Source organism: Nocardioides sp., from assembly GCF_030019515.1.
GTDB lineage: Bacteria > Actinomycetota > Actinomycetes > Propionibacteriales > Nocardioidaceae > Nocardioides.
The window spans coordinates 1-19,579 of the sequence record NZ_JASEEQ010000004.1 but is presented as its reverse complement, the minus strand read 5'-3'; the positions used below and the strand labels follow the sequence as shown (position 1 = coordinate 19,579).

At 69.4% G+C, this 19,579-nt stretch carries 17 protein-coding genes and 3 pseudogenes; 10 read left to right on the top strand and 10 right to left on the bottom strand.

Features of this window, described 5'->3' with window-relative positions:
* Window position 1: 1 nt before the first annotated feature.
* From QMC84_RS06785 to QMC84_RS06770, 4 genes are all read right to left on the bottom strand, one after another.
* Entirely contained in the window at window positions 2-1,402 is a 1,401-nt protein-coding gene (locus QMC84_RS06785) for a PLP-dependent lyase/thiolase (RefSeq protein WP_300373150.1), read from the bottom strand.
* Between the two features lie 7 nt (window positions 1,403-1,409).
* On the bottom strand, window positions 1,410-2,933 hold the full coding sequence (locus QMC84_RS06780) for a pyridoxal-phosphate dependent enzyme (protein ID WP_300373148.1): 1,524 nt from the start codon (window positions 2,931-2,933) through the stop codon (window positions 1,410-1,412).
* 31 nt (window positions 2,934-2,964) lie between these two features.
* Window positions 2,965-4,335 (bottom strand): 8-oxoguanine deaminase, encoded by a 1,371-nt coding sequence (locus QMC84_RS06775; RefSeq protein ID WP_300373146.1) that lies wholly within the window; start codon window positions 4,333-4,335, stop codon window positions 2,965-2,967.
* 101 nt (window positions 4,336-4,436) lie between these two features.
* The gene (locus QMC84_RS06770) at window positions 4,437-4,877 is read right to left on the bottom strand and encodes an Lrp/AsnC family transcriptional regulator (protein ID WP_300373144.1); all 441 of its coding nucleotides are present in this window, start codon (window positions 4,875-4,877) and stop codon (window positions 4,437-4,439) included.
* A 122-nt stretch (window positions 4,878-4,999) separates the two neighbouring features.
* On the opposite strand from QMC84_RS06770, the gene QMC84_RS06765 reads away from it, so the two are divergent.
* The 3 genes from QMC84_RS06765 to QMC84_RS06755 all read left to right on the top strand — a co-directional run bounded on the left by QMC84_RS06765 (window position 5,000) and on the right by QMC84_RS06755 (window position 8,579).
* Window positions 5,000-6,379 carry a tryptophanase gene (locus QMC84_RS06765; protein WP_300373142.1) on the top strand — a complete coding sequence of 460 codons (1,380 nt, stop codon included), beginning with the start codon at window positions 5,000-5,002 and terminating at the stop codon, window positions 6,377-6,379.
* Between the two features lie 533 nt (window positions 6,380-6,912).
* The gene (locus QMC84_RS06760; protein WP_300373140.1) at window positions 6,913-7,692 is read left to right on the top strand and encodes a hypothetical protein; all 780 of its coding nucleotides are present in this window, start codon (window positions 6,913-6,915) and stop codon (window positions 7,690-7,692) included.
* Window positions 7,693-7,793: 101 nt separating this feature from the next.
* The gene (locus QMC84_RS06755; RefSeq protein WP_300373138.1) at window positions 7,794-8,579 is read left to right on the top strand and encodes a GvpL/GvpF family gas vesicle protein; all 786 of its coding nucleotides are present in this window, start codon (window positions 7,794-7,796) and stop codon (window positions 8,577-8,579) included.
* Window positions 8,580-8,828: 249 nt separating this feature from the next.
* Here QMC84_RS06755 and QMC84_RS06750 read toward each other — a convergent pair whose 3' ends face one another.
* Window positions 8,829-10,514: a cbb3-type cytochrome c oxidase subunit I gene (locus QMC84_RS06750; RefSeq protein ID WP_300373136.1), complete on the bottom strand. Its 1,686-nt coding sequence runs from the start codon at window positions 10,512-10,514 to the stop codon at window positions 8,829-8,831.
* Window positions 10,511-11,101 carry a hypothetical protein gene (locus QMC84_RS06745; RefSeq protein WP_300373134.1) on the bottom strand — a complete coding sequence of 197 codons (591 nt, stop codon included), beginning with the start codon at window positions 11,099-11,101 and terminating at the stop codon, window positions 10,511-10,513. Before QMC84_RS06745 ends, QMC84_RS06750 begins: the two co-directional genes overlap by 4 nt.
* Before the next feature lie 136 nt (window positions 11,102-11,237).
* On the opposite strand from QMC84_RS06745, the gene QMC84_RS06740 reads away from it, so the two are divergent.
* The 3 genes and pseudogenes from QMC84_RS06740 to QMC84_RS06730 all read left to right on the top strand — a co-directional run.
* Window positions 11,238-12,308 (top strand): alpha/beta fold hydrolase, encoded by a 1,071-nt coding sequence (locus tag QMC84_RS06740; protein WP_300373132.1) that lies wholly within the window; start codon window positions 11,238-11,240, stop codon window positions 12,306-12,308.
* 159 nt (window positions 12,309-12,467) lie between these two features.
* On the top strand, window positions 12,468-12,695 hold the full coding sequence (locus tag QMC84_RS06735; RefSeq protein ID WP_300373130.1) for a 4-oxalocrotonate tautomerase family protein: 228 nt from the start codon (window positions 12,468-12,470) through the stop codon (window positions 12,693-12,695).
* A gap of 562 nt (window positions 12,696-13,257) precedes the next feature.
* Window positions 13,258-13,569 (top strand): annotated as a pseudogene (locus tag QMC84_RS06730) (integrase core domain-containing protein); the annotation flags it as partial.
* Window positions 13,570-13,672: 103 nt separating this feature from the next.
* On the opposite strand, the gene QMC84_RS06725 reads toward QMC84_RS06730, so the two are convergent.
* The gene (locus QMC84_RS06725; RefSeq protein ID WP_300373128.1) at window positions 13,673-14,026 is read right to left on the bottom strand and encodes a DoxX family protein; all 354 of its coding nucleotides are present in this window, start codon (window positions 14,024-14,026) and stop codon (window positions 13,673-13,675) included.
* Window positions 14,027-14,234: 208 nt separating this feature from the next.
* A complete protein-coding gene (locus QMC84_RS06720; protein ID WP_300373126.1) occupies window positions 14,235-14,897 on the bottom strand; it encodes an NAD(P)H-dependent oxidoreductase in 663 nt (220 codons plus the stop codon).
* Between the two features lie 95 nt (window positions 14,898-14,992).
* Between QMC84_RS06720 and QMC84_RS06715 the strand changes: the two genes are divergently transcribed.
* From QMC84_RS06715 to QMC84_RS06700, 4 genes and pseudogenes are all read left to right on the top strand, one after another.
* A complete protein-coding gene (locus QMC84_RS06715; RefSeq protein WP_300373124.1) occupies window positions 14,993-15,526 on the top strand; it encodes a MarR family transcriptional regulator in 534 nt (177 codons plus the stop codon).
* A gap of 568 nt (window positions 15,527-16,094) precedes the next feature.
* Complete coding sequence (locus QMC84_RS06710) at window positions 16,095-16,301, top strand: hypothetical protein (protein WP_300373123.1); 207 nt, start codon at window positions 16,095-16,097, stop codon at window positions 16,299-16,301.
* A gap of 663 nt (window positions 16,302-16,964) precedes the next feature.
* Entirely contained in the window at window positions 16,965-18,059 is a 1,095-nt protein-coding gene (locus QMC84_RS06705) for a tyrosine-type recombinase/integrase (protein ID WP_300373120.1), read from the top strand.
* Window positions 18,060-18,118: 59 nt separating this feature from the next.
* Window positions 18,119-18,739, top strand: a pseudogene (locus QMC84_RS06700) (IS30 family transposase); the annotation flags it as partial.
* Window positions 18,740-19,033: 294 nt separating this feature from the next.
* On the opposite strand, the gene QMC84_RS06695 reads toward QMC84_RS06700, so the two are convergent.
* Window positions 19,034-19,297, bottom strand: coding sequence for a hypothetical protein (locus QMC84_RS06695; RefSeq protein WP_300373118.1), 264 nt, complete (start codon window positions 19,295-19,297; stop codon window positions 19,034-19,036).
* Window positions 19,298-19,329: 32 nt separating this feature from the next.
* A pseudogene (locus tag QMC84_RS06690) lies at window positions 19,330-19,579 on the bottom strand (hypothetical protein); the annotation flags it as partial.

Sequence of the window (19,579 nt, the reverse complement as noted above, 5' to 3'; positions counted from 1 at the left end):
TTCAGCGTGCTCCGGCGTCCGAGGGCCCGCTAGGGTCCATGGACCCTGCCGGTGACCGCTCGACACCGGTGAACAGGACGCCGACGCGGGCGTCGGGGCCGACGCTCCCGTCGGCGACCAGGTCGAGGAGCCCGGCCAGCCCGGAGGACCCCGTGGGGTCGACGCGGTAGCCCGCCGCCCGCCCCAGATCGTGGGCCTGGGCGAGCTGCTCCTCGGTCACGACCAGTGGCCGGCCCCCGGTCGTGAGCATGCCGCCGACGACCGCGCGCCAGTCGTAGGTCTCGTCGTCGAGGATGCCGGTGGCGATGCTCCGCGGCTCGCCTTCCCACGGCCACATGAACCCCGACCGGTGGGCGGCCGCCGTATGCAGGGCGTCGTCGATCTCGGACCGGCCGGACGTGTCGCCCAGGGCGTCCCGGACCCGGTGGTAGGCCCGCTCGAGGGGGTGGCCTCCGGTCGTCTGCACGGTGTGCACCCGCGGCTGGCGGGCCAGGACGCCGAACTGGGCCGCCTCATCGAGCGCCTGGATGCAGGCGCTGGCCAGGGCTCCCCCACCGACCTGGACGACGAGGTCGTCGAGGTCGGTGCCGGCGGCGCGGAGGTCGGACGCGATCTCGTAGCCCAGGGTCTCCCCACCCTCGATGACGAGCCCGTTCTCGTTGCCCTGGCAGGTGAACGGCAGCGCGCCGGCCGCCAGCTCGGCCTGCAGCCGGAGGTACGCCGGGTCGCCGTCGGTCTGCGGTGTCCGCGCGCAGGGGACCACCTCGGCGCCCAGCTCCCGCAGCCCGGCCAGCACCACCGGGTCGGCGTCGACCGGCACGAAGACCCGGAGCCGCCGGTCGGCCGCACGGGCGACCACCGCGGCGGCGAGGGCCGCGTTGCCGCAGCTGGCGATCGCCAGGTCCGGCCGGTCAGTGGGATCGGCGAGCCCGAGCCGCTCGGCGACCTCGAGGTGCAGCAGCACGCCCATCAGGTGCCGGCCCTTGTGCGACCCCGCGACGTTGCCGGTCTCGTCCTTGACCCACACTCCCCCGGCGGCGCTGAAGCCGAGCCGCTCCGACAGTGCGACGTCGCGGCCGAACGGCGTGGCGCGGAAGCCGGCGCCGGCGACCCGGGCCACCGCGTCGTCGAGGCGGGTGACGAGCTCGGCGAGCTCGTCGTCACCGAGGCCCGCAGCCGTGGCCCGGTGGTGGCTGTGCAGGAGCCCGCGGTAGTGGACGAACGGCGAGCCCGTCCCGGCCGGGCCATCGGGGAACCGCACCCGGTCGGTGTCGAGCACCCGCACCAGCACGTGGTCGACGTCGCCGACCCCGACCTCGGGACAGCGGAACGGGTACGCCTCCTGGACGTCCGGCACGGCGCCGCACCCCCAGCAGACGAGCCGGCTGGCCGGCACCCTCACGGCGCGCTCACCCGGCCTGGGCCCCGGCGGCCACCACCCCGGTGCGCGCGTTGAAGTCGGCGATCATCTCGTCCCACGCGTCCAGCCGGTTGCGCATCCCGTCCCAGAACGCCTGCTCCCGCCGTACGACGAAGTCCTCGATCGACGTGCCGCGCTGCTCGACCCACGTGTAGTAGCCGAGGTCGAAGATCCGGTCCCGGTCGCGGGTCGTGGTCTCGAGCAGGTCGCTGGTGTCGGCGCCGAGCAGCCAGCGGCCGAAGACCCCGGCCGCCGCGGCGTCGTCGAACCCGTCGGCGAAGTCGCGGGTCCGGATCCGGCGCCGCTCGCTCTCGTACATCGGCGCACCGTCCGTGGCCACGGTGACGATCACGTCCTCCGGTCCGAGGTCGAGGTGCTTGGCCAGCTTGACCGCGGCGACCACGTTGCAGATGCTCGACAGCCCGAACGACGTCAGCGCGGCGAGGGTCGCCTCGGGGACGCCGCACCGGTCGGCGAGGTAGGCCCGGCCGGCGGGGTCGTCGAACAGCACGGACAGCTGGTCGGTCGCCCGGTCGGACACGGCCACGACGACGTCGGTGTTGTGGACGTGGTGGATCAGCGGGACGTGCTTGTCGCCGATGCCCTGGATGTTGTGCTCGCCGAACCCGTTGCGCAGCAGCGTGGGGCACTCCAGTGCCTCGACGGCGACGATGGCGGCGCCGTACTCCTCCTTGAGGTGGTCACCGGCGCCGAGCGTCCCCGCGGATCCGGACGCCGAGACGAACGCGCGCAGCCGCAGGTCGGTGCCCACCCCGGGTTCGGTCTCGCGGAGGTGCTCGAAGACCGCACCCAGGGCCCGCCCGGTGCACAGCCGGTGGACCAGGTGGTTCCCGAACTCCGCGAACTGGTTGAGGATCACGTTCCCCGGGTCGCGGGCGAGCTCGTCGCAGGCCTCGTAGATCTCCCGGACGTTGCTCTCGGTGCCGGGCGTGGTGACGATGTCCTCCGGCGAGACCACCCATTGCCGGAGCCAGTCGAACCGCTCCTCGCTCATCCCCTCGGGCAGGACCGCGACGCCGCGGCACCCGAGGATCCGCGAGATCGCCACGCCGCCGCGGCAGTAGTTGCCGGTCGACGGCCACACCGCACGCTGCGAGGTCGGGTCGAACCCACCGGTGACGATCCGCGGCACCAGGCAGGCGTACGCCGCCAGCACCTTGTGGGCGCGGATCATCGGGAACCGGTCGCCCAGGACCGCCACGATGCGGGCATCGACGCCGGTGAGCTCCTTCGGCAGCACCACGTGCTCGGGCACGGACGCGCGGGCGACGCGGGTCGCGTCGTTGAACCAGTGGATGCGGAAGAGGTTGAGTGGGTCGGCCTCGTCCGGCCCGACCCCCCTCAGCGCCTGGGTGACCGACGCGGGGATCCGGGACGGGTCAGCCAGCTCCCCGAACGTGGGCAGCACGATGCCGGCCGACCGGAAGTGCGCGACCGCGCGGTCACGGGCATCCGGGTCGACGAGGTGGCCTTCGACTCCGAGGGACGACATGGGGACTCCGTTCTGTTGTCAGGTCTGGCTCTCAGGCCAGCCGCTGCAGGCGGCCGGCCGCGGCGTGGTGGCGGCGCAGGATCTCGTCGAGGCCGGGGTGCACGAGCGCGGCGTCCTCGACGACGGGGCGACCCGCGACCACGGTGTGCCGGGCCGCGACCGGCCCGCACCGCAGCCACGCCTCGACCGGGTCGGTGAGCGCCCCGGCGAACGCGATCCCGGTCAGCGGCCAGCACACGAGGTCGCCCACGGCGCCCACGGTGAGCGTGCCGAGCTCGCCGGTCCGGCCCAGGCACGCGGCGGACCCGCGGGTGGCGATGTCGAGCACGTCGCGGGCGGTCATCCCCGTGGGGCCCTTGCGCTGGTGACCCAGGAGCAAGGCGGTCCGGGCCTCGAGCCAGAGCGAGGCGTGGTCGGTGGAGGCGGACCCGTCGCAGCCGAGACCCACCGGGGCGCCGGCGGCGCGCAGCTCCGCGACGGGGGCCATTCCGCCGCCCCCGATCAGCATGTTCGACGAGGGGCAGTGGGCGACGCCGACACCGGCGGCACCGAGCCGGCGTACCTCGTCGTCGTTGGGGTAGATGCAGTGCGCGACCCAGCTGCGGTCCGAGAGCCAGCCGACGTCCTCGAAGTGGTCGATGGTGCGGCGGCCGAAGGCCTTCGCGGCGAACCGGTCCTCGTCGGGATCCTCGGCCAGGTGGGTGTGCAGCCGCACGTCGAGCCGCTCGGCCAGCTCCGCCGTGCGCCGCATCAGGTCGGAGGAGACCGAGAACGGCGAGCAGGGCGCGAGCGCGATCCGCACCATCGCGCCCCACGACCGGTCGTGGTGGAGCGCGACGAGCCGCTCGCTGTCGGCGAGGATCTCGTCGTCGTCCTGCACCACCGAGTCCGGCGGCAGCCCGCCGTCCTTCTCCGACAGGCTCATCGAGCCGCGGGTGGGGTGGAACCGAACCCCGAGCTCCCTGGCCGCGGTGATCTCGGCGGAGATCAGGTCGCCGCCGTGGCGGGGATGGACGTAGAGGTGGTCGGTGGTGGTCGTGCAGCCGCCGAGCGCGAGCTCGGCCAGGCCGACCCACGCCGAGAGGTACGCCGCCTCCTCGTCGAGGCCGGCCCACAGCGGGTAGAGCGTCGTCAGCCACGTGAACAGCGAGGTGTTGACCGAGGGCCGGTGGGCGCGGGTGAGGTTCTGGTAGATGTGGTGGTGGGTGTTGATCAGCCCCGGGGTGACCAGGCAGGCGTCCGCGCGCAGCACCCGCGCCGCCTCCGGGCGCTCGTCACCCGGCCCTCCGACGGCCGCGACCAAGCCCTGGTCGAGGGCGATCCAGCCCCCGGCGATCTCGCGGTCTGCGGCGTCGAGTGTGACGACATGCTCGGCTCCGTCGATCAGCAGGTCGACGGTCACACTGTGACGCTAGCCATCCGGTCGTGGTCGTGTTGGCGGATTCGCGCGGCGCGGGCGTGAGACTGGTCGCACCGCCGGCCCGGGCGGGCCTGCCCGGAGGCTCAGGCGGGCGGCTCGCTCACGGCGGCCCATGGGAGGGGCGCCGACAGGATCATGCTGCTGCTCGGCCGGCCATAGGCCGCCAGGCGGTCGATGAAGGCCTCGAAGTCCGACATCGACGCCACCGCCGCCATCATGACCGAGCAGCCGTCGCCGGTGATCCGCAGCAGCTGCAGCACCTCCGGCCAGGTCGGCACCTCGGGGTCGCGCAGCAGGCAGGTCGGCCCGTAGCAGTTCATCACCACCAGCGCCTGCACCGAGCGGCCGAGCCAATCGGGGTCGACGTGCGCGTGGTAGCCGGTGATCCGCCCGCTGGTCTCGAGGCGGCGCACCCGCTCCGCCACCATCGGCGCCGACAGGTGGATCCGCCGCGAGAGCTCGTTGAACGACAGCCGCGCGTCGGCCTGCAGCTCGTGCAGGATCTGCCAGTCGACGTGGTCCATGGGCTGCTCCCGACGATCGTGAACCGGAACGGGCATCACTGAGAGTGATCGTAAAGCCGAAGGCGCCCTTCTGTGACCCATTGCCCCTTCAAGACCCGGTGCCGACCTTCCATCCTGGTGCCATGGACCAGCCCTTCCGCACCATCATCGAGCCGTTCCGGATCCACTCCGTCGAGCCGATGCGGATGACGACCGCCGAGGAGCGCCGCGCGCACCTGGCGGCGGTCGACTTCAACCTGTTCCAGCTCCGCGCCGAGCACGTGCTCATCGACCTGCTCACCGACTCCGGGACCGGCGCGATGTCGCGCGACCAGTGGGCGGCCGTGCAGCGCGGGGACGAGTCCTACGCCGGGTCGCCGTCGTACTTCGTCTTCCGCGATGCCGTACGGCGGCTCTTCGACTTCGAGCACATCATCCCCGTGCACCAGGGCCGTGCGGCCGAGCGCATCCTGTTCTCGGTGCTCGGTGGCCCCGGGAAGGTGGTGCCGAACAACACGCACTTCGACACCACGCGAGCCAACATCGAGGCCACCGGAGCCGAGGCCGTCGACCTGGTGATCGCCGAGGGCCACGACCCCCGCTCGGACCATCCGTTCAAGGGCAACATGGACCTCGCCGCCCTCGAGCGGCTGCTGGCGGCGCGCGCCGACGACGTGCCCTGCGTGATGGTGACGATCACCAACAACAGCGGCGGCGGGCAGCCGGTCTCGCTGGCCAACCTGCGCGGCGTGCGCGCGCTGTGCGACCGCTTCGACAAGCCGCTCTTCCTCGACGCCTGCCGGTTCGCCGAGAACGCCTGGTTCATCCGCGAGCGCGAGGAGGGCCAGGGCGAGCGCGACGTCGTCGACATCATCCGCGACGTGACGGGTCTCGCCGACGGGGTGACGATGAGCGCGAAGAAGGACCCGCTCGGCAACATCGGCGGCTGGCTCGCCCTCGCCGACGACCATCTGGCGGCACAGTGCCGCAACATCGTGATCCTGACCGAGGGATTCCCGACGTACGGCGGCCTGGCGGGCCGGGACCTGGAGGCGCTCGCACAGGGTCTCGCCGAGGTGGTCCAGCACGACTACCTGCGCTACCGGATCGGCTCGACGGCCTACCTCGGCCGGGCGCTGGCCGAGCGCGGGGTGCCGGTGCTGAGCCCGTTCGGCGGGCACGCGATCTACATCGACGCCCGCGCCCTGCTCCCCCACGTCGACCCGTTGGAGTACCCCGGTCAGGCCGTCGCCGTCGCGCTCTACGAGATCGGCGGTATCCGCAGCTGCGAGATCGGAACGGTGATGTTCGGTCGTCACCCCGACGGCTCGGAGCAGCCGGCTGCCATGGACCTGGTCCGCCTGGCGATCCCGCGGCGCACCTACACCCAGAGCCACATCGACTACGTCATCGAGGTCTGCGAGCGGATCCTCGACCGGGCCGGCGACCTGCCGGGCTACCGGATCATCGAGGAGCCGCCGGCGTTGCGGCACTTCACCGCGAGGTTCGCGCCACTGCGCTGACGGCCCGCGTCGCCACCCGGTCCCGACTCCGGTCGCGACCGGGTGCGTTGACGTGTCCCGCCCTGCACCGGACCGTCCGAGCACCAGCTGTCCCGGAGGTCTGCGAAGGCCCTCCCGAGAAGAAGGGGTTGGGTGTCCCGGCGACGGGGTACAGCGACACCCATCGGGGGTACGAAGCGGGTTCCTTGGGAGGGGAGAACGCGATGCGAGTACTCCGGGCACTGGGAGGTGCGCGGCTCGGGATCCTGGCCAGTGTGGTCGGGCTGGTGGCGGCGCTGCGCTGCGCGACGGTCGTCCTGCCGCCTGCTGCGACCCACCCCGTCAAGGCATCGGGCGCAACGGCGTCCGCTGGCCTGAAGACCGTGGCCGAGGGAGTCGGTGACCGGCTGGGGAAGCTGCCCCGGCCTGACCAACGGAGCACGCGCATGCACATCACGTAGGGCAAGAGGCGGCTGAAGAGCCTCACCAGCGTCTGAGGGGTCGCTGAGAAGGGTGCGGCCATCTTGGCCGTGCCTCTAGGGAGGGAGAGACACATGGATATCAAGGACAGCCTCCAACAGGCTGCTGACTCGTTCTTCGGCTTCCTGCCGAACCTGCTGGGCTGCCTCGTGCTGCTGCTGGTCGGTTGGATCATCGCCAAGGTCGTGGCGAGTCTCGTCCGCAGGGGCACCGAGGCGGCAGGGATCGACCGCCGCCTCGCCGAGACCAGCTCAGGTCGCACCGTCGAGAACATGATGCCGGGCGCCAGCGCAGCCAAGCTGATCGGTCTGGTCATCTTCTGGCTCGTGTTCGGGTTCTTCCTCGTGGCTGCCGCCGGCGCGCTCAGGGTGCCGGCCGTGACCGAGTTCATGAACCAGGTGCTGGCCTATCTGCCGAATGTCGTGGTGGCCGTGCTGATCTTCGTCATCGCCGCGCTGCTGGCGGGCGCCGTCGCGAAGGGAGCCAGCCGGGTCCTGGGCGACAACCCGATGGGACAGATCGTGGCGGCGGTGGCGCCGGCGCTGATCATGGTGCTGGCGATGTTCATGATCCTCGAGCAGCTGAACATCGCTCCGCAGATCGTGGAGATCGCCTTCGCCGCGACGATGGGCGCCCTCGCCCTCGGCCTGGCGCTCGCCTTCGGGCTCGGCGGACGGCCGGTGGCCCAGAGGCTCCTGGAGGACGCCTACGCCAAGGGCCGCTCGGATGCCACGCGCACGAGCACCGGTGCGCCGGTCGGCCGGTACGCCGAAACCGACGTTCGACCCACGCACTACAGCGACACCGGCGCGAGCACGGGGCAGCGCTACCCGTCGACGTCCGAGGACCACTGACCGTACGACGTCGGCGTCCGCGCCCGTGCTCGGTACGGGACGGACGAGCTCGAGCGCGGCCCGCGCGCTCGAGGAACGACTCGAGGGAAGCGAGGCACACCGTGAACACTGACCGCGACACCGTCATCCACGCCTACGGCATCGTCCGCGGGAACGGGACCTTCGGTCTGCCCGAGACCGGCGTCGGCGCCGCCGGGCTGGCCCTGCTGGACGCGGGGCCGGTCGCGGGCGTCTTCAGCATCCTCCCCGAGGACGCCTATGGCGAGGCCGCCTGGGAGCAACATGCCGAGGACCCGGACTGGCTCGCGCGCGTCGCCGGCGAGCACCAGCAGGTGCTGGACACGCTGGTGCAGGACACCGACGTGCTGCCCCTGCGACTGCCGGCGATGTACCGCGACGAGGTCGACCTGCACGACGCTCTGACAGCCCAAGCCTCGCTCTTCGGCGCCGTGCTCGACACGCTGCACGACCACCTCGAGTGGGCCGTGCGCCTCTACTACGCCGGCGAACCCGACCGCCCTGCCACCGAAGGCGCGCACAGTGATCACGACTACCGCCGCAGGAGGAGTCGGGCGCTCGCGGAGCGCGAGGAGGGGCGCGGAAGGCTGGAGCGACGCGTGCAGGGCGCCTATGCCGCCCTGGCCGATGCCGCACGGAGCAGCGTCGCCGACCGACCCCAGGACGGCGCCCGCACCGGGCGATCCGAGCCGACGCTGCTGAGCTCCGCCCACCTCGTCTGCCGTCGACATGAGCGCTTCTTCATCGCCGCGGTCGAGGATGTCGCGCAGCGGCTGGCGCCGGTCGGCATCACCGTCGAGGTCAGCGGGCCCTGGCCGCCGTACAACTTCGTGGACCTGGGGACCCAGAGTCTGGGAGCCCCGGCGTGACGGTGGAGCGGCTCCCGTGCGGCGAGGACTTCGCGCTGATCGACCTCGTCCTGGCGGGCTCCCGATTGCTGGCCGACGGGCGGCTGAGGGGCCCGGACCGTACCGCTTCCAGCTTCTGTGAGGCACCGCCATCGGTCTCGGGCCCTCGGGCGCCTTCCGTGAACCCGGCGCCCGACCGCGTAACCCGTCCGGTGGCTGCGGTCCACGCCTCCCCCACCGGCGTGGACCACAGCCAGGTCCGTCGGCGCGTCAGGCCCCTGCGGGGGCTCCCGGCGCCGGCACGGGCTGGATCGCCACGTCCATCCCGGGGACCAGGACCGAGGGCGGCGTCGACGACCTCTTGAACAGGCCGACGGCGCCCTGGAGACCCAGCGTCATCACGATGTTGTAGAGGAACACCACGAAGGCGACCAGCAGCAGGGCACCGCTGAGCGCGGCCAGCACCATGTAGGGCAGGAACTCGTCCTCGTAGTAGATGGTGCGCCGCAGCATCCCCTGCAGGCCGGCCATGCCCATGAACGCGCCCATCCCGATGCCGCCGATCAGATGGCACCAGAAGTGGACGTTCGCCAGCCGCTGGCTGTACAGCTCCGCACCGTTGGTGAGGATCGGCAGCAGGAAGTAGACAGCCGCGTAGAGGGTCATGGTGAGCCCGACCAGCACCGCCACGTGGACGTGCGGTCCGACGACCCACTGGGTGTTGTGCAGGATCCGGTTGAGGCCGACGTCGGCCTGCATGATGCCCGCGGGCACCGCGAGGGCGAACCCCAGCAGTCCCCCGAGCAGGAACTTCAGCGGGTTGGTCATCGTCAGCGGCCGGGCCATCCACAGCGTGGCCAGGGTGATGAAGAACGCCAGCCCCTGGGTGATCAGCTCGAACGCGGTGACGAACTCGCCCGAGCCCATCTTCAGCGCCGCCGGCTGCGACTGGTCGGAGAGCAGGTGGTGGCTCCAGACCGTCCAGGAGACGACCAGCTCCAGTCCGAGCGCGAAGCGCGCCCAGCGCGCCATGAAGACCTCACGACCGGTGATCAGCTGGGCCAGGAGGTACCAGGTGCCGGCCACGAAGATCAGCACCAGCCCGTCGGCCACCAGGTCGAGACCCCACCAGTACCAGTTCTTGTACAGCAGAGCGTCGATCTTCGTCGTCTCGAGCGAGCCCCCGAAGATCTCGGCCACCATGTAGACCAGGATCAGCACTCCGGAGAACAGGATGATCCCGGCGTTGAACAGCACGTCGACGCTGCCGCGCGCGATCGCCGCCACGGGCAGCGACACCAGGTGCTCCTGCTCGACGTCCTTGCGGAGCCGACCGGTGAAGAACTTGCCCAGGGTGGTCAGGCCCAGGGCGTCACCGAGCAGCCTCCCGGCCGGTTGCCGGGTCCAGCCTGCCGGTGTGTAGGTGATGGTCTTGAGCACGTTGAGCACGAAGAAGAGGGTGCCGACCATCACCAGGGCCACCCCGGTGATGAAGATGGCGCCGGCCACCGGCTCGAACTGGTCGAAGTCCGCCGGGAGCGGCCAGTAGAGCGTGTAGAGGGGCGCGTAGTGGGTCAGGAAGCCGTCGAACCAGAACGTGAAGACGCCGACCACGATCAGCCAGAGCGTCCAGTTGGCGAGCTTGTAGGACCACAGTGGCTTCTTCATCAAGAACGGCACCAGGAAGGTGAACGCCCCGAAGACCAGCAGGTAGCTCGATCCGAAGATGCCGACCAGCGGGTGCGCGGTCAGCATCGCGTAGTACCGGTCCGGGTAGAGCAGGTCCTGCGGGCTGACCGCGTTGATCCGCAGGAGCATGCCCTCGATCGCGGCGAAGCCGTAGTAGACCAGGCCGAACACGACGTACTTCAGGGTCAGGCCCTGCATCGGCGTCAGCGACGTCGGCTTGAAGGCGCCGCCCTTGCCGTGGACGAGGGTCTCGGTGAACGTGCTCATCGTGCGCCGCCTTCCGCCTCGGACTGGTCGCACCCGGTCACCTCGACCGCGTCCGGGACGACCATCCCGTCACCCTCCGGGCCGGAGTACTCGGTCGAGCGGATGCTGTAGACACCGTCGGACTCGAAGGTCCACAGCAGGTCGTTGTCGTGGCCCGGAACGACCTGCATCTGGGCGACCATCGAGTTGTCGTCGCGGAACAGCCCGAACCCGTACGTCAGGTCGGTGCTGGTCACCGAGAACCGCACCAGCTCGTTGCACGGCACCTGCAACGTCTTCTCCGGCAGCTGCCAGGCGTGGTCGCCCACGGTGATGTCGTAGCTCGCGGCGTAGTCGTCGCTGCCGTTCAGGTCGTCCTTGACCCAGGGGATGGTGTTGTACGTGACCAGGTGCAGGCTCACCCCGAGCACGGCCAGGAAGCCGACCCAGGTGTAGAAGACCTTCGGGGTGATCCGAGACTCCCCCGCTGGCCTGGTGATGCGAGTGGCGAACCACCAGACCAGGCTGATGATCACCAGGCAGTACGCCGAGTACATGAGGGTCTGGCCCCAGAGGACCGTGCCGGAGTCGATGACAAGGAGCCTCATCAGATCTGCCTCCGCGGGGCCCTCGGATGGGGCACGCCGCAGGGCCAACGTAGGAGCCCGGCCAGAGGCGCCAGAAGGGCATTTGTGCCCGGGGCGCATGTCTCGTGGATCACGTGCGCGCTCGTACACTCGCGTGGTGAGGACCCCGGTCTCCTTTGCGACCTCCGCGGACGGCACCCGGATCGCGTGGTCGCGGCATGGGAGTGGTCCGCCGCTGGTGCGTGCGGGGACGTGGCTCACCCACCTCGACTTCGACTGGTCGAGTCCTGTGTGGAGGCACTGGCTGGAGGACCTCGGCCAGCGATTCACCGTCGTCCGGTACGACGACCGCGGCAGCGGCCTGTCCGATCGTGCTCCGAGCGAGTACTCGCTCGACGCCTGGTCCGCAGACCTCGACGCCGTGGTCGATGCTGCGCGGCTGAGCAGCTTCACCCTGCTGGGCATGTCCCAGGGTGGGGCGGTCGCCGTGGAGTACGCACATGCGCACCCGGAGCGGGTCACCAGCCTGGTGCTCTGGGGAGCGTACGGGCAGGGAGCCTTGGCCAGGGGCGCCACAGCGGAGGAGGTCGAGGAGGCGGATCTCCGTTCGCGGATGATCAAGGTCGGCTGGGGGCGTGCGGACGCCGTCTTCCGTCGGGTGTTCACGTCCTCCTTCATCCCGGGCGCCTCGGAGGCCCAGATGCGTTGGTTCGACGAGCTCCAGCGCCGGTCGATGTCGGCCGAGTCGGCGCTCGCCAGCAGCCGCGCGCGTGCCGTGCTCGATGTGACCTCCGCGGCCAGGGCAGTCTCGGCACGCACCCTGGTCCTGCACGCGGACGGCGACCGTGCCGTCCCCTTCGAGCAGGGTCGCCGACTGGCGGGACTCATTCCCCACGCGCAGTTCGTCCCGTTGCACAGCCAGAACCACATCCTGCTGGCCGACGAGCCGGCATGGCCCGGATTCCTGGCCGAGGTGGATGCCTTCGTCGGTGGTGCGCGGCCGAGCCGTGCCGACGCGGCGTTGACGAGCAGGGAGGTGGAGGTGCTGCGGCTCGTCGCCGGCGGCTGCAGCAACGAGGAGATCGCCTCGCGCCTGTCGTTGAGCACGCGCACCGTCGAGCGCCACCTCTCGAACGTCTACTCGAGGCTCGGACTCACCGGCAAGTCGGCCCGGGCGGCCGCAGCCGCCAGGTTGTCCGAGCTGGACCGGGATCGCCCAGGATCGTGAAGGTCGCTCCGCTCTCGCCGGGTACTACGTAGCACCCGACACCGACGCGGGTGCCGGCGGCCATTTCCTGTCGGGTAGCACGGATGCGGGTCCTCGGCCGGCGTCCCTAGCGTGGAGACGCTTCCACTCGGAGCGAGTCCACACACAAGGGAGAGCGACATGCCGTTCATCAACGTCAAGGTCATCGAAGGCGTGTTCACGCCGGAACAGAAGCAGGACATCGTGCGGAAGCTGACCGACACGATGGTCGGCATCGAGGGCGAGAACATGCGCTCCGTCACGTGGTGCGTCGTCGAGGAGGTCGACAGCGGCGACTGGGCCATCGGTGGTCAGCCCCTGACGACCGAGGACGTGCTCACGCTGGCACGCGGTGTGTCCGTCGGTTGACATCGGTGCCGGGCGCACTCCCGGCGCACCCGCTTGAGGCCGGCCGAGGAGGCGGTGTCCCGCAGCGCAGCGATGCCCTGTGGGCCGCCGACCGTCGTGCGGCGCCGGAGCCGGAGCCGGAGACGAGGAGGTCTGGGATCCGATTGCCGGTTCGTGCATCTGCCATGCCTCAAGACCACCAGGGAAGGCCTGCTGTCCACATCGCCGAGACGACCGATCGGGGAATCCGACCTTTGATGGATACCTACCGGTGGCCGCCGGCAGCAGTCGCATCCCTTCGCTCAATGAATGGCGTCGGGGCGCCAGCGGGCCGGATGTGTCCCACGCCGCCCTCGCGCTCGCGCTCGCCGACTCTCGCGGACATCAGCTCAAGAACGGTTCGCGCCAGACACCAGGTCAGGGCGGCATCGAGCGCCGCGCACCTGTGGGTCACCACCTCCGCGGGACTCACTGCCACCACCGACGACGGCACCACGATCAAACCGCCGTGGGCCCAGTGACCACGACCCCTCCACCAGGGTGCTGGCCGCCCGCGATGTTGCTTCCACTGGTTGAATCCGGTCAGTACACCTCGATCCGATTCACCGAGCACCTCGAGATCGAGGGCATAGCGCCCTCGATCGGGTCGGTCGGGGACGCCTACGACAACGCGCTGATGGAGACCATCAACGGGCTCTACAAGACCGAGTGCATCCGCACCACGGTCTTCCACGCCGGGCGATACAGGACCCTCGCCGACGTCGAGTACGCGACAGCGGGCTGGGTCGACTGGTACAACAACCGCAGGCTCCACGGCACGCTCGGGATGATCACCCCGGTCGAGCACGAGTCCGCCTACTACGACGCTCTCAACCGAGAGCCGCAACCCGTATAGCGGCGGCAGGAAACCTGGGGCGCTTCACTACCGCCCCGAAGATCCTCGCGGCGATATCCGGGTCTGGATCTGCCACACCACCGTCGTCGTGTCCTGCTCTCACTCAAACAGTGGCGACCTGGAGCGCTGTGACGACGCCGGCGAGGGCAAGCAGCAGGAACGCGCCGATGGAGTTCTTGGCGGAGTCGTGCACCTTGGCGTGGAAGATGAGCGCGCCGATCATCATGAGAACCAGCCCGACGGCGGCGGCGATTCCGAGCGGCTGCACCAGCAGGCCAAGCGCAACACCGAAGCCGCCTAGCACCTCGAGCACCCCGACGGTGCGCTGCAGCGACGGGCCGACCCCAAGACCTTCAAGAGTTCCGGTGAGCGGCTCCTGCCGGCGCACTTTGGCCATGCCGGCCAACAGGAAGGCGAGGCCGAGAAGGATCGAGATGACGATGGTGACGATGTACATGGGGCGAGGGCTCCTATCGAGGAGGTTGAATGACGACACTGTGGGTGGCCGACAGTGGTCTCAGGACCTGGAGCGGTGTCCTGCAGCAACTGGCCAGGGACTTAGAGGACTGGATATGCGAGACATCGTCCGCCTGAGGCTGCAACGCCGGACGACCGCGCCCTTCTGAGTTGCTGCGGTCCACGCCCGGGTGCCGATGAGCGCGTGATCATCCGCGTTCCGGGTGAAGTAGTGCGGCGTGTCGATCGGCGAGCGCTGCGCCTGCCTGAGCCGCAGCCTCCTCGGCATTCTTGCGCATCAGTGCAGCCGTCTCGGTGAACTCGTCGAGCGCGGGGTTGACCCCGACGAGGGTGAACTCGCGCTCCACGACGGTGAGGTCGGCGCCCCAGATGTCGACGAGGATCCGGCGCAGGTAGTCGGTGCTATGGTCCCACCCTTCGCGGGGGGTGCCCGGACCGTAGGCACCGCCTCGGGTGGTAACGAGGACGACGGGCTTGCCCTCCAGCAGCCGGGTACCCGGTGCCGCACCGGCGAGGCTGAGGTCGATCCATGTCTTCACGTGCTGAGACACGCCGAAGTTGTACAGCGGCAACGCGAACAGGGCGCTCTTCGCGGACCGCAGCTCGTCGGCCAGGCGTCCCGCGAGCTCGAGCGCCTCGTGCTGCGTCTCGGTCCGGTCGCTTTCTGGGATGAACCCGCCCGTGACCGCCGCCTGCCACGCGTGCGCGGGCAGCGGGTCCTGCCCGAGGTGGCGTCGTACCACGGGGACCTCGGGACGGGCTGCGACGAAGTCGTCGAGGACGAGGTCGGCCAGCGCGCTGCTGGCGGAGCGGTCGCCTTGGATCGAGGCGTCGACGCGGAGCAAGGTCATGGAGTTCTCCTCGGACAGAACCGGAGCTTGAACGTTCAAGTCGGATGATAGTGGCTCGGAACTTGAATGTTCAAGTCGCTAGTACCATCGATCCCGTGGGCGCCGACACACCCGGGATGGCCGCGGAGACCGCGGAGGCCGAACAGGACGTCCCCTGGCTCTCGGCCGAGCAGCTCCGCGAGTGGCAATCGCTGATGGCGCTCCTGATGACGCTGCCAGCGGCGATGGACGGGCAACTCAGGCGTGACGCGGGCGTCAACCTGTTCGAGTACCACGTGCTGGCCGCACTCTCCGAGGCACCTGACCGCACGCTCGTTCTCAGCGACCTGGCAGTCGTTGCCCGGGGATCGTTGTCGCGGCTCTCCCACGCGATCACCCGCCTGGAGCGCGCCGGGTGGGTAGTCCGACGTACAGACACCGACCGCGGCGGCCGTCGTACCGAGGCGCGCCTGACCGACGCTGGGCGGGCGAAACTCGAGGAGATCGCCCCCGGCCACGTATGGCAGGCCCGCCACCTCGTCATCGACGTGCTCACTCCCGAGCAACTCACGGGCCTCGGGGATGCCGCCCGCGCCATCACCGCAGCGACTCTCGCCGAGGCGCCGGCCTCTTGCGACGAGCCCAGCTGACCCGGAACACCTCTCATCCGCCGCCGCCGGGACATGGCGCGAGTCGGTTCTCTTGTCAACGATCAAGATCGTCTGCACACCGCGCGTCCTGGACCTGAGGGCTGCTCTGCACCACGGAAGGGCGTCGGAGAGTGGCTGTTGGCTGGGTCATCCTCGCGGGCCACCAGCGGCCGATTCTCCCATTGCCGTGAACAACACTCGACGTAGCAATCCACCCGGTTCCGGTTCTCATCCTGCTCGGGAACGCACCCGCCGCGGCGGTGCCCACCCAACGAACCGTCCGGGACGCCCGCGAAGACGCCGTCCGATACTGCACCACCCCCTCAGGCACGGGATGCGACGACACCAGGTGGCCGACCTGGGACCTGCGCCGCGTCCACTACGCCTCGACCACCGCGGGGGCCCGGATCACCTGGACGGTGCACGGCGTCGAACCCGGGGCAGGCACCGACTCGTGGGTCGAGACCCATGGCCCCAGCATCTTCTGGTCAGGAGCCCTGCGCGCCATCGTCGAAGTCAGCCGCGCGACACCGGACAGCCCCGCGTCTACTGGGAGACCGACGGCTCGGTGCCCGACACCTCAGACGCCGTCAACTTCAAGGCCGAGAAGAACGCCGCCCAAGATCGCGTCTGGGTGGTCATCCCCTGGGACCGCCTGACCTGCCCCGGGACGCTCCGAATCCGCGCCGTGGTGACCCTGAGGAACTACTCCCTGTACCGCCGGATCGTCGACGACAAGATGCTGCGCCCGATCGCAGCGAGCGGATGCCGATAGCCCCCCTCCCCCTGCACCACCAACCGTGTTCCCCCACTTGGACGCACTCGGTGCTCGGAAGCCGAAGGCTTGGGGACTTCTCGGCGAACGAGTCCCGCCACTCAGCGTGATCACCGGCGCGACGGGTCTCCCGAGCTGCCCGGAGCAGCATGAACTGCGGAATTGAGCGCGACTCCAATACCTACTGCTGTGGCGTCGTCTCGATCGCTCGTCACCGAATCGTGCAAGCGGACCCTTCGACCTCTGGGTCAGTGGCCAAGAGGTCGTCCGGTTTGCCCTTCCGCAGACTTCCGCAACCCTTCGCCGCTCTTCGCATTGGAGCCTGCTCCGCGCGTGTCTGAAGGCGATGTCAGCAGACGTGGTGCTGACAGGGAACGCAAGAGCCGGGCCCGTAGTTACCCACGAACCCGGCTTTGACCTGCGGTTTCACTTTGTAGCGGGGGCAGGATTTGAACCTGCGACCTCTGGGTTATGAGTCACGCTGCGACGCTGATCTGTTCGTCGACGTGAGCGTGGTGGTGCGGTAAACTCGCAGGTCAGACGCCGTTTTTGGCTCCATTGACGTCCAGCATTGTCCAGGATCGTTGATGCACGTGCTGCGTACAACTGGCGTACGGGCAGGTTTCCAGGTTCGTTTCGGGGAGGTTCCACATGGCATGGGTCATGACACGGCACGGGAAGCGCGGCACCCGGTACACCGGTGCCTACCGCGACCCCGACGGGCGCACCCGCTCGGCCGGCTCGTTCAGCACCCGGCGCGAGGCCCAACGTGCCGCGCAGCGCGAGGAGCAGAAGGTCTTGGCCGGCGCCTGGCACGACGGCACACTCGGCGAGATCACCTTCCGCGCCTATGTCGAGACCGAGTGGCTGCCCAACAAGCAGATCGAGGCCTCCACCCGCGCCGGATACATGAATTACCTCAACAAGCACTTCTACCCCTTCTTCGGTGCCCGTCAGATGAACCGGATCTCCCCCTCCCTGGTCCAGGACTGGGCCACCCAGGCTCACAAGGACGGGCTCTCCCCTCGATCGGTCCACAAGTACCACGTGCTCCTGTCCTCGATCTTCGTCCGCGCTGTGAAGGACCGGGTGCTGGTCTACAACCCGTGCGACCACACCGAGCTTCCCAAGGTCATCGCTCGCAAGGCCCGCACCCTCACCCCTAACGAATACGAGCGACTCCTCGCGGCCATGCCCGCGCAGTATCAGTTGATGGTCGAGACCCTGATCGAGACCGGGCTGCGCTGGGGCGAGCTCATCGCACTCAAGCCCCGACACATCGACTTCCTCCGCCGATCGATCACCATCGAGGAGACGATCGTGGAGGTCTCCAAGGCCCACTCCCCCACCGGCGAGCGCTATGTCGCCAAGCCCTACCCGAAGGACAACGAGTCCCGCACCGTCGGTATCCGCCAGGCCTGGCTCGACGCCGTCGCCGAACACATCGCGACCAACGTCATCGGCCACGACGACCTTCTGTTCGCCACCAAGGTCGGTACCCCGATCTCCCGCAACACCTTCCGCACCCGCATCTGGCTCCCCGCAGTGAAAGCCTCCGGCATCGACTTCGGAGTCCGCGTCCATGACCTGCGGCACGCACACGCCTCCTGGCTGCTCGCCGGCGGCGCCGACCTCAAGTCCGTGATGGACCGCATGGGACATTCCCAGATCCAGACCACCCAGAAGTACCTCCACGCCCTCCCCGACACCGACCAACGCAACCTCGACGCTCTCAGCAGAATTCAGAATAGGACGTAGGGGCGCTTTCAGTCTGGGAGGTCGGCCCTGGCGCTGGCGCCACCCCGCTCGAAGTGGAGCAGTCGCGTGGTGCGCTGCGCCGTGACCTGGCCAAATGCCTACGCACCGGGCGCGGGCTGCGCCAACCCAACCGCCAGGGCACCCAGCGCAAGAGCCGTGTCCTGCCGGACATGATCAACATCGCCGAGCGCCCTGCCGAGGCCGATGACCGCGCCGTTCCGGGGCACTGGGAGGGGGATCTGATCATCGGCAAGGCCAACGCCAGCGCGATCGGCACCCTGGTCGAACGCACCACGGGTTACACGATGTTGGTGCACCTGCCCGAGGGCTACAAACCCGCGCAGGTCGCGCCCGCCCTGGCCGCGAAGATCCAGACATTGCCTGCACAGCTGCGCGGATCGCTGACCTGGGACCAGGGCGTCGAGATGCGCGACTGGAAGCAGGTCCGGATGGCCACCGACATGGCGATCTTCTTCTGCGACCCGCACGCCCCATGGCAGCGCGGCACCAACGAAAACACCAATGGGCTGCTGCGGCAGTACTTCCCCAAGGGCACCGACCTGTCGGTGCACAGTGAAGCCGACCTGGACTGGGTCGCCGCCGAACTCAACGACCGGCCCCGAAAACGACTAGCGTTCAAGAAGCCGATCGAACAGATCGGACCACTCCTGTTGCGTTGACCGCTTGGATCCGCCGATCCCCATACGGTGTCGGCCGTGCTTTCGATATCGCCTCCAGCGACTGAGCTGGCCGTCGATGATCGATGTCGCCGCGTCGCGGGTTCAGCCGTCAAATCAGAACTGCCGTCAATCCTCTCGGACGCTGGTGGTCCACCGGCGCCTATCAGTCACTTCTGCGCGAAGACTCTTTGTCGTCATGTGAGCCCGCCCCCGGTACAAGGCACAGATGCGGGACATCGAGACCCTCCTTCCTCGGGCGCAGCGGGCACCAGCGACGTCGTTCCGATTCTCAGTTCACCGGTGCTCGGTCGTGGCTATGGCGTCGTCCCGCGTGCCTTCATCGACCGCACCGAGCTCTTCGGACTCGTCTGACTCGGGCGCGCCGAACAGCTGGCCCTCGGCCAGCGACTCGGCCGGGATGTCACGCTCGATGGTGGTAGCCAGCGGCACCACGCGCAGGAAGCACAGCAGGATCGCCGCGGCGATGGCCAGCGGGGCGATGTAGAGGAAGATCGGCGCCAGCGCATCATTGTAGGATTCGATGATCGGCAGTCGCAACGCATCCGGCAACTGCTTGACCGATTCCGGCGTCAGTGAGTTGGCGCCGCCGGCGTGCCGCCTTGGGGCAGTCGCTCGCTCAACAGCGTGGTCAGTCGGGCGGCGAAGACGCTGCCGACGACAGCGGACCCCAGCGAGCCGCCGACCTGGCGGAAGTAGTTGTTCGACGCCGTGGCGGTGCCGACCTCGCGGACGTGGAATGTGTTCTGCACGATCAGCACGAGGATCGACAGCATCCTCGTCGACCGCGAGGTCGCCGCCGTCATCGAGGAACAACAGCAG